Annotated in this window: 6 protein-coding genes and 1 pseudogene; 3 read left to right on the top strand and 4 right to left on the bottom strand. The window is 65.3% G+C overall.

Annotated elements, in window-relative coordinates:
• A partial coding sequence (locus E1J50_RS23690; RefSeq protein ID WP_132256295.1) for a DUF1254 domain-containing protein occupies positions 1 to 1,430 on the bottom strand: 1,430 nt, incomplete at its 3' end.
• A gap of 1,395 nt (positions 1,431 to 2,825) precedes the next feature.
• Here E1J50_RS23690 and E1J50_RS23685 point away from each other — a divergent pair.
• Both E1J50_RS23685 and E1J50_RS23680 read left to right on the top strand, forming a co-directional pair.
• Positions 2,826 to 3,698 carry an outer membrane protein gene (locus E1J50_RS23685; protein WP_132256293.1) on the top strand — a complete coding sequence of 291 codons (873 nt, stop codon included), beginning with the start codon at positions 2,826 to 2,828 and terminating at the stop codon, positions 3,696 to 3,698.
• 734 nt (positions 3,699 to 4,432) lie between these two features.
• The gene (locus E1J50_RS23680; RefSeq protein WP_207919279.1) at positions 4,433 to 5,446 is read left to right on the top strand and encodes a SphA family protein; all 1,014 of its coding nucleotides are present in this window, start codon (positions 4,433 to 4,435) and stop codon (positions 5,444 to 5,446) included.
• Positions 5,447 to 5,720: 274 nt separating this feature from the next.
• On the opposite strand, the gene E1J50_RS23675 is transcribed toward E1J50_RS23680, so the two are convergent.
• Positions 5,721 to 6,116: a hypothetical protein gene (locus E1J50_RS23675; RefSeq protein ID WP_132256290.1), complete on the bottom strand. Its 396-nt coding sequence runs from the start codon at positions 6,114 to 6,116 to the stop codon at positions 5,721 to 5,723.
• A gap of 339 nt (positions 6,117 to 6,455) precedes the next feature.
• Here E1J50_RS23675 and E1J50_RS23670 point away from each other — a divergent pair, with 339 nt between their 5' ends.
• Positions 6,456 to 7,319 carry a S1 family peptidase gene (locus E1J50_RS23670; RefSeq protein WP_132256288.1) on the top strand — a complete coding sequence of 288 codons (864 nt, stop codon included), beginning with the start codon at positions 6,456 to 6,458 and terminating at the stop codon, positions 7,317 to 7,319.
• 510 nt (positions 7,320 to 7,829) lie between these two features.
• Here the strand turns inward: E1J50_RS23670 and E1J50_RS23665 are convergent.
• Together E1J50_RS23665 and E1J50_RS23660 are read right to left on the bottom strand one after the other, a co-directional pair.
• Entirely contained in the window at positions 7,830 to 8,714 is an 885-nt protein-coding gene (locus E1J50_RS23665; RefSeq protein WP_132256285.1) for an LssY C-terminal domain-containing protein, read from the bottom strand.
• 279 nt (positions 8,715 to 8,993) lie between these two features.
• Positions 8,994 to 9,399 (bottom strand): annotated as a pseudogene (locus E1J50_RS23660) (arylsulfatase); the annotation flags it as partial.

The following is a 9,399-nucleotide window of genomic DNA, read 5'->3' as shown; positions in this document are numbered from 1 at the left end:
CGGGTGACGGGCGGCGGTGCCCAGGACCCGTTCAGCAGCGCGTCCTTCGGCCAGTAGGTGCGCAGCATCAGCACGAAGGGGCCGGCCGGCGCCGGCAGCCAGTTCGATTCCCGCTGCGCGCCGGGGCTCTCGTGCTGGATCAGGAGGTCGACCGAGCCGTCCGGGTTGGTCTTGAGGTCGTTGCGCGGGCTCACCGTGTAGCGGTTGAGCGGGTTCGCGACGAAGAAGTAATCCGCGTCGTACATCGTCAGCGACCAGAAGCCGTTGACCGGCGGCAGCTCGCCGGGCGGGAAGCGCATCACGTAGGTCGAGGCGCCGGTCAGCCGCCGCCCCGCCGCATCGACCGTGGTGAGCGGGTAGACCGCATCCTGCGGCAGGTTGCAGCCGAGGCCCACCGCGGTGACGAGGGCGCGCTGTAGGTAGTCCTTGCCGTAGTCGCCGCCATCGGTCGTGAAGGTCCAGCCGTTCACGTGCCGGCCCGTCGCCTTCATGTGCTCCAGGATGCGGCCTTGCGCCTGCCGGGGGGCCTGATCGATCGCCTCGCGCGTCGCGGGCGGCAGGCTGCCCGGATCGAAGGGCCGGCCCGGCCCGATGCCGAGCGCGGCCATCTTGGCGACGGGAACCCCGTCCGCGAGCGCGGGCGGGTTGTCCTTCATCAGCGCGGCGAGAAGGGTGAAGTAGGCTGCCGCATCCAGGCGGTTGACCTGCTCGCGCACGGCCGTCTTCGTGTCGAGGCTCGGATCGACCCGGCCGGCGGGCGGCGTGTACGCCTTGCCGGCCGCGCTGGCGGGGATCAGCCGGTACTGGTCCTGCAGGGCGTGGACGTCCCTGTAATCCTCGGGCGTGCCGGTGCAGTAGGTCCGGCCGAGGATCCAGATCAGGCTGGTGGGGGCCTGGATGAGCCGGGCGCCGGCCGGCACGCTGCCGCTCCAGCCGGGGCCGGTGACGAGATAGGTCTGCGGCCCCGTCCCGGTGGTGCGTTTGCCCGGCACGGCGAAGACGTTCGTCCAGGCGCTGAGCATGGGCATGAGGAAGTAGCGTTCCTCCTCGTCCGGGAGGCTGAAGAGGTAGGGCTGCGTGCCCACATCCACGAAGGCGCTCGAGTAGAGCGTGTCGGCGTTGGGGGCGGTGACGGCCCTGAAGGCCGGATCCGGGTAGGCGCGCGCATTGGCGAACTGGCCCATCGGGGCGCCCCGCGTGCCCTCGGGCGCGGCCACGTTGGTGAGGACGCGGCGGGTCATCTCCATGGTGATGAGCGGGTAGCCGTAGACGTAGGCGTCGATCGCCAGTTCCAGCGGGTCCGCCGCGGCATGGTTGCCGATGACCGGCGCGTCCTGGACCATGCTCTGAGCCCGGGCGGAGGGCAGGCCCGAGCCGACGAGGGGCAGCGTGGCGGCGCCCGCGGCGAAGGTCCGTCTGGTGACATCCATGGCCGTCTCCTGAGAATCCCGCACCGGCCGGCGGCTCCCGGAAAAATCACCATCCCTCTATGACGCGCGCCCGATGTAGCCCCTCGTCGCTCCAGGTGCGATCGGGCCGGCTTCGCGAGCCGTCAGCACGACGAGGGCATACTTCGAGAGCCACATCGGATCGCGGCGCATGGCAGCATACCGAGTCTGAGCAAGGCAGCTTGACCGAATGGGACCGCGGCCCGGCTTCGGCCCGGGAGCGCACCGTATGTCTGACGTTCGAAAGGGGTCGCCCTATCAGGCAGTTCCAGGCGTCGATGTACCGTATTCCGCACACGCCGAACGGTCTTCTGAACGGCGAAAGCGCTGACGTTTCATGCGCCTTTGGAACGTCAATCACAAAGCCTGCCTGAGGATGCCACATGCCGGACCAAGACGTCTGCCGAGCCTAAGGTGTTGCTCCAAAAGCCGCAGCACCCGGTCGGCCGGGGCTGTGTGGAAAATCGTGATCTGGTCGGATCCGGCATTCAGGCCAGGGCTGCCGATGGCCAGCTAAATCGAGGCGCCGACCGCAGCGATGAGGCGGCGCGAGCCGCACAGGATGAGTGGTGGGTCGCTCAGAGGCAAGGGGGCCATGAGCAGCATCTGCCAAGGCTGTTGATCTGCGCAGAGGCGTCGCTCAGAGAACAGGGTCAGCGGGCTGGTTCGGCGTGAGGACGCTGGCCGTGCCGCCCAACTGACCACCGCGGCTACAATTTCAAGTAAGTTTCCAACATCCTGAAGTCCGGTCCGTCCAAAGCGGTACCATCCGAAAGATGAGAGCGCGCGAGTGATCGTGCCGCGACATCCGGTTAGGTTTTCGGCTTGTGAAATGGAGGCATACGTCCGGTTTCAGACCGGTCCTTCTACTGCCACGCCTCCGCCTGATTTCGACATCACGAAGTTCGAGGGTGAGCATCATGCCTTCCCGATCGTTCTCGCCCAAATTGCCGGCCGGAGATCTCCCCCAGCTATGTCTCCGGCCGGTGTACCTTGCTGATGCCTGAAGCATTTCGGCGCCTTCTCGATGCATGAAAGGCGAACGACTCTCCTTCGCGCAACACTCACGTAACATGAACTCAGCCGTCAGACTTGCCGATCGGCGCCATGGCGTGCAAACTTAGTTCTCAAGCTTTCCCGACTGGTCCTCTGGATTGCTGAAAGCAAACTTGCCCTGCGAGCTCTGCGGCTCGCAGGGTTTTTCATGATGTGGACTTGCGAGCCAGCCGTTACACTTTCGCAACACGGAAGCGGGCGCGCCTTTACTTCAGTGGTGGTACGCGTTTTACCAAAGCCTTCCCATTGCGCGGCGGCACTAGGCAGGCAGGGCGCGCCTCGAAAGGCTGACCGGACTTCCAACCAGGAAGCGAGGACCACATGATCAGAAAATTGCTTTTCACCAGCGCGGCCACGGCAGCCCTGATGGGTGCCGCCGCCGCCGCCGACCTCCCCCGCCGCGAAGCTCCCCCGCCGGTGTTCACGCCGGTCCCGGTCTTCACTTGGACGGGCTTCTACGCCGGTTTCAACGCGGGTTACGCCTTCGACGCCAGCTCGCGCAGAAATGGCCCCTTCATCGTGAACCTGCCCGCCGGCAGCCCGCTGGTCGTCGGGCCGCTTGCCCCGTCGCAGGTCGTGTTCGGCGGCCGCAACTCCCTCGATGGATTCAGCGGCGGTGGCCAGATCGGCTACAATTACCAGTTCACGCCGGGCTCGGGCGCGGTGGTCGGCATCGAGGCTGACGCGCAATACGTCGACTTCGGCCGCAACCGCAACCGCTTCGCGCTGACCCCCGGCTTCGCACCGGCTCCCAACATCGCGTTTGTCAACCCGGTCGGCTTGGCCAGCCTCGACTTCTTCGGCACGGTGCGCGGCCGCCTCGGCTATGCCTGGGATCGCACCCTGATCTACGGCACCGGCGGCTTCGCCTACGGCTCGGGCAGCGACGAACTCCGCTTCGGCGGCTTCCGCGGCAACGACGACTTCCGCACCGGCTGGACCGCCGGCGGCGGCGTCGAGTACGCGCTGTCGGCCGATAGCTGGCTGAACTTCTTCCGCGCGTCGGCCGTGACGTTCCGAGTGGAGGGTCTGTACGTGAACCTGGAGCGCAACAACCGCAACAACGGCGTGTTCGCGTTCAACACCGCGACCGGTGCCACCGCTGTCCTGGCGCCCGGCGTCATCGCTCGCAACAACCCGATCGAGTTTGCGGTGGTGCGGGCCGGCGTGAACTACAAGTTCGGCACGTACTAATCTCGACAACGACACTGAAGTTTGGCCGAGCGTCCCCGGCATCCGATCATCTGGCCGCTTCGTCAAACGGCGCCTCGGGAGAGATCCCGGGGCGCTTGTTTGTGGCCGGGAAATCCGAGATCCGCAGGACGGCTCAACCCGGAGCGCTCTTCTTGACCGGTCTGATGGGGCTGCCCGAGCCGGAATGATCCGGCTCCTGCCCAATGAAGCCGGTGGATTCCGCCGCGTCCCACCCCCGCGGGGGTTCCTTGCCCACAGCGGGAGCCGCTAGCTCCAGGGCGAGGCCTCTCTCTGCATGCACACTCCCCGCAGGAGGGAGGCTGCAGACTTAGACAGCCGCTGGCCTCACCGGGGCGGCGCGGCCGCGTCAGGCATCACCGTCAATCTGGCAAGCGCCTGCATGCGGGCGATCTCGGTGGCGTAGAACCTCGCCTGGCGGGGCGGCGCGCCTGATGGAGGGCATGTCCGAAAGGAAAGCGACCGATCGTGTGCGCCCGGGCAGGACATGTCGGCCCGCAGCGGCCCCAACCACTCGTTCAAGGATGCTCATGGAGGCCGCGCGAGGCTAAACTGTCACTAGACTGCTTCCATCGAAAGATGCCGCGCAGGTAAAATCGTGTTGGTCTGATGCAACATTGATAATCGGTGTGCGTTATCGTACGACTTTAACCCTTGATAATCGGCGATGTTTGCGCAAGCTAAGCCGTATCGCATTGGTTTCTGGAGGCATGGCAATGCCTGGGACTTGGCGGAACCTTAGCGTCGGAATCGCTTGCGCCGCAGGAATACTTGTAACATCGGATGCACGGGCGGCCGAGGGGGCCCAGGGCGTCTACGTGCTGGGCAATCGCGGCCCGCTCGCGGGCGTGACGCCGCCGCCAGGCTTCTACTTCGAGAATGAAACCTACTACTATTCGGGCAACCTCGGGGGTGGACGCACCTTCCAGAGCGGCGGTGTCGTCGCGGCGAACGTCAAGCTCGACCTCAGCGCGAACTTCATCACGCCGATCTGGGTCACCCCGGTCGAGATCTTCGGCGGCAATCTCGGCTTCTCCCTGACCATCCCGTTCGGCACGCCCAACGTGAGCGCTGCGACCGTCCTGTTCTCGCCGCGCATCGATCGCATCATCGCCGGGCGCGAGCATGACGCCGTCTTCAACGTCGGCGACATCTATCTCGCCTCGTTCGTCGGCTGGCATTCCGGCAATTTCCACTGGAGCGGCACACTCCTCGGTGTCGTGCCGTCCGCCTCCTACGAGACCGGCCAGCTGTCCAACATCTCGCTGAACCGCCCGGCGCTCGATCTCAGCGGCGCGCTCACCTACCTCGATCCCGCCCTGGGCTACGAGCTCTCGGTGGCCCCAGGCGTCACCTTCAACTGGATCAACCCGGCGACCCAGTACCTCACCGGCACCGAGTTCCATCTGGAATGGTCGGCCTCGAAGTATCTGAGCAAGGAGTTGTCGATCGGTCTCGTCGGCTACTACTACAACCAGCTCACCGGCGACAGCGGCCCCGGTGACCGGATCGGTCCGTTCAAGGGACGGGTCACCTCGCTCGGCGGTCAGGTCGGCTACACCTTCAAGCTGGGCGAGATTCCGGTCTCCACCAATGTCCGTTTCTTCCGCGAATTCGACGTCAGGAACCGGTTCACGGGCACGGCCGCCTACCTGACGATTTCGGCGCCACTCTGGGTCGCACCGCCGAAGCCAGCCGCCGAACCGAAGGTGGTCGTGGCGAAGAGCTGAGACGAGAGCCGTCGGTCATCCCTCTCTGTTGGCTGCGATGTGCCAGCACATGGGACACGGCAATACACAGCTGGACTTCCCGAACCTGAAGCACAGAAGCAGCGGCAGAGGGCACGCGGACCTGAAGCGCGGCGCTCGGTATAGGGCTGGTCCGGCCTCTGTGCGACTGCTGAACCGGCCGATTACCGGCAGAGCCCCAACGTTCAGGAGAGGCGTTGCGCAGGCAAAGTCAGGATGCGCCAGTCTCTCCTCTTCTTCCGGATTGGCGCGCCCATCATGGACGGATGACGCGCACGATTCTACGGGAGCCCAGGTCAAGGACGACGGCCTTGTCGTCCGGGGAGATGAAGTAGCCGTAGTAGCCAACGGGATTCAGCCCAGGGACGGCGACGTTCTGGAACGAGCCGATCTGGACCCAGTCCGGCACGGAGCTTCCGACGCCCACCCTGCGCCCGCGCCCATTGGCTTCGGTGTAGCGAGGTCCGGATTCGAACAAGGTCTGGACAGTGGCAGGTTGGTTGCCGGACATGAGGATACCCTCATCGGCAAGGTGCGGATTGACGCGGATCGCCAGCGGCTGTGCCACTGCCGCGGAATACGCCAGCACGACCGCCGTCGTGAGGCCGATGCCGACGACCCGACATGTCTTATGCAGTGCGGAGGATGACATTGTCGTCTCCCATGATTTAAGCTTGCAGGCAGAGATATGCCTGCAGAGTAGCCGTTATCGTCGCTTTCAATACACTTGCTTGATCAGTCGGGACAGGTTGTCTCAACAAATCCAGGCGATAGCTCCGAAAAAGTCGGACAAGTCTGTCCGGAGCGGATAGCCGACCTCGGAATGGTGCCGCAGACGAAGTGTTAGAATGGCCCAGGTTTCCTCGTGCGAGCGCCTGGCCGCAGGGCCCCTGCACCAGGAACAACCGGCCTTCTCCCAGGGTTGAAACCGTACTCCTGGATCTGTGCTCGTCTGCGTCGTCCCGATGTTCCGCAGCTCCAGCAGCGGAATATGGGGAAATACATGGTCCCGCCATGGCAGGTCCGAGGGAAACTGTGCGCCATCGGCTTGGCGCTGGTCACGCTCTTCGTCAGCCTCGCCTCGATGGCCACTCGTGCCGAAGCCCAGGAGCAGACTGGGTCCTGCATCGATTCTTCGCTTTCCGCTCGAGCCGTCGTCAGCGTCGCGCGATACTTCGACGAGCCTCTGCGTGAGGGTAACGGCGAAGTCGTCGGAGAGCAGGCGACCGCATGGTTCTACACCTCGCCCCGGCTGCTGGTGACCGCCGCCCATTTCGCGAACGATTTCCCTGACGGGGCATGGCAGGACGTTGAGTTGCGGCAGGCCGCCCGCGAGGGGCAGGTGGAGATCGCGACGCGGGTCCGGCTACGTGTGGCTGTCAAGGGCAGGATCTCCGAAGGGCCTCGGCGCGGACCAGGACCTACCGGCTTGGCGGACGACGTGGCCATCATGGAACTGCAAGATCCCTTCCCGAATGCGACCGTGCTCGACGTCCAATCGACGGCCCCCACCCCAGATGCATCCGTCATGGTCGTAGGCTACCCGGACGGACGGATGCAGGTTGCGCGTGGCATCGTTCGGCGCGTCAGCGACGCGGTGGGCCGGTACGCTGGCTTGGCTCTTGTCGAAGTTCAGGGAGCCAACCGCCTCCTTCTCAACGCAGGCGCCTCCGGGGCGCCAGTGCTCGACTGCGCGAAGGGCGCGGTCGTCGCGGTGCTCAATGGTCTCCTGACAAGCCCCTCTCTACCGTTCCTTCCGCCCCAATACGCGGTTGTCCCAACCCCGTGGGGCAGCCCGACCAACACGGCGGTCCCAGCCTCGGCATTGGCCGCCATCCGGACCTGCATTCCATAGGACGTCCCTGGCCTAGGGGCTTGGCCACTCTCAGGAACAGGCGCACCCAACACCCCAAACGCCGCCGCGCCGCGCATGAGGGTCGGGCCCTCGGCAGACCCATTGGCCGACCCACGGCGCGCCCCGCCGCGCAGGTCACGCCTGGGCCAGCGCTGGGGACATGGCGCTTCGGCGGCCGCAGGAACGCCGAGCTACGGGGCTGGCCGGCTCATTGGGCCTCGTGGGCGGCACGTGGCATCGGCCTTGCCGCGGCCCTCGACCCGCTCTCCGGCACTTGATCGTGCACGCACCACGTGAGCGACTTACGCCGACCGGCTACCGCCCAAAAGCACCGATGCACCGATGGCCCGCACTGGGTCGAGGACAGCAAACGTCACCAGCAGGTGAGGGAACGCTCCGGAAGCGGCCAGGGGCAGGAGAATAGCCGGAGCGAGAACCAATCGGTCGACGACGGACGCGGCAACAATCGGCCGCGCTCCCTCCGCGGGCGAATTTTCCCCCTGGAAGGATTCAGTCGAATCTCACGGGAATGTCGCTCAAGACCGAGCCGTCTAGACGAAGCGGAGGGCCAGCCCACGGGCTCAGTTCCGCGACAGCCACCAATCCGTCGCTGACGTAGCGGTTCACGGTGCCGATCGACAGTCGCTCGCCAGGGAAATGATAGCGCACCGGTGCGATCACTCCGTGCTCCGTCAGCTCTCGGATGAGGAACTCACGCTCCGCGTTGGTGTCCGCGTCAGTCGCGTGGGTGATTTGGAAGCTGAGGCGCGTCAGGGAGATGCCGACATCTTTGGTCGCGGCACCAATCCACAGGACACGCTCCGCGCCCGCTGGCCGGCTCGACGCGAGCCAGAAGGCTGCGGTGTCGAGGGTGATCTCCGCGCGCTCAACCGGGAGGCCCCAGAAGCGAACGTGGTGGCGCTTGCGCGGGCTGTCGTCGATCGACCGCTGGAAGCCGACGTCCTGCCCCCGGTTGAACAGGTAGAGTGTGCTGAACGGGGCATCCGGATAGGGACGGTTCAGGACGAAGGCGCGCGCCATCTTCCACGCGCTGCCTACGCCGAGCGGATCAGCCTGGGTCCAACCGATTTGGAGGAAAGCGCGGCGCAACTCGTCGAAGGAGCCGATCAGGGCCAGGTTGACGGGATCGCCGGGCAGGCCATCGCCGGTAAGCGTGTAGGACGGGACTTGGCCCCGGTTGAGGATGTACGCGCCGAGCCTGATCGCGCGCGGCAGGATCAGGTAGGCAGCGGCGGCGTAGGTGGATGCCAGCGCCAGGACGAGCGGAAGGCGCCGATCGGCGACATCATAGAACAGCACCAAGATCAGCCAGACTGTCACCAGTCCCAGAACCGCAATCAGCAGGCGCTGACCCAGCAGCTTCAGACGTTTCACGGGGCAGCTCCTCCGAACGCCAACCTCCGCCTGTGTTTAACTGGCTTGTTTCAGTCCGCCGCCCGTCCGGATCCTGCGTCATGGGCGGTGAACGCCGGCAAATGCTAACGCAGGAATGCTTTTCATCTCGGCGGCGTAGCGTTCAGCTGCCGGGAGGTCGCGGCTCTGGCGGATCTCCGCACGACGTGAATGGCCCAGACGCACTTACCTTGAGGGTTGCAAGCGGTCGCGGAGGACGTCGGCGGCTTGGCGCACGTCCTCCGCTGCCACATCTGAGCATTACTTTGCTATCGCCGTCCTGGCGGCCTGGATCTTTGCCTTGACTGCCTCAAGGTTGAAACTCGCGCCCTTCTGCATCGGTGGGAACTCGACGGCGGTCATGGCGAGCTTCTCCACCTCCTGCTGGACGAATACGTAGCGCCAGAACTCGTACAGGAACCAGCTCATGTAGTTCTGCGCCCCGGCCTTGGTCCCCTCGTCCGGCCAGCCCGTGCGCTCGAAGGGATCGAGCCGCAGGTTGGTTATGTAGGGTATGTCGGGCTTGGACTTGTCTCCCACCCATCCGCGGGGCTGGTCGATGAAGCGGTACTTGTAATCGCCGATCCGGACGGCTCCCAACTCGCTCTCACCGAAATACCAGATTTCGTTGCGCTTCGACGGGCCCTTGCCCGTGATCATGTCCAGC

Origin of the sequence: Methylobacterium segetis (assembly GCF_004348265.1) — a bacterium.
GTDB classification, from domain to species: domain Bacteria; phylum Pseudomonadota; class Alphaproteobacteria; order Rhizobiales; family Beijerinckiaceae; genus Methylobacterium; species Methylobacterium segetis.
The sequence above is the reverse complement of the archived record's forward strand: the minus strand, read 5'-3'. Positions and strand labels throughout refer to the sequence as shown.

Coding starts and splice junctions, on each gene's coding strand:
- E1J50_RS23680 (WP_207919279.1), top strand. CDS start 4,433: ATGCCTGGGACTTGGCGGAACCTTAGCGTCGGAATCGCTTGCGCCGCA.
- E1J50_RS23675 (WP_132256290.1), bottom strand. CDS start 6,116: ATGTCATCCTCCGCACTGCATAAGACATGTCGGGTCGTCGGCATCGGC.
- E1J50_RS23685 (WP_132256293.1), top strand. CDS start 2,826: ATGATCAGAAAATTGCTTTTCACCAGCGCGGCCACGGCAGCCCTGATG.
- E1J50_RS23670 (WP_132256288.1), top strand. CDS start 6,456: ATGGGGAAATACATGGTCCCGCCATGGCAGGTCCGAGGGAAACTGTGC.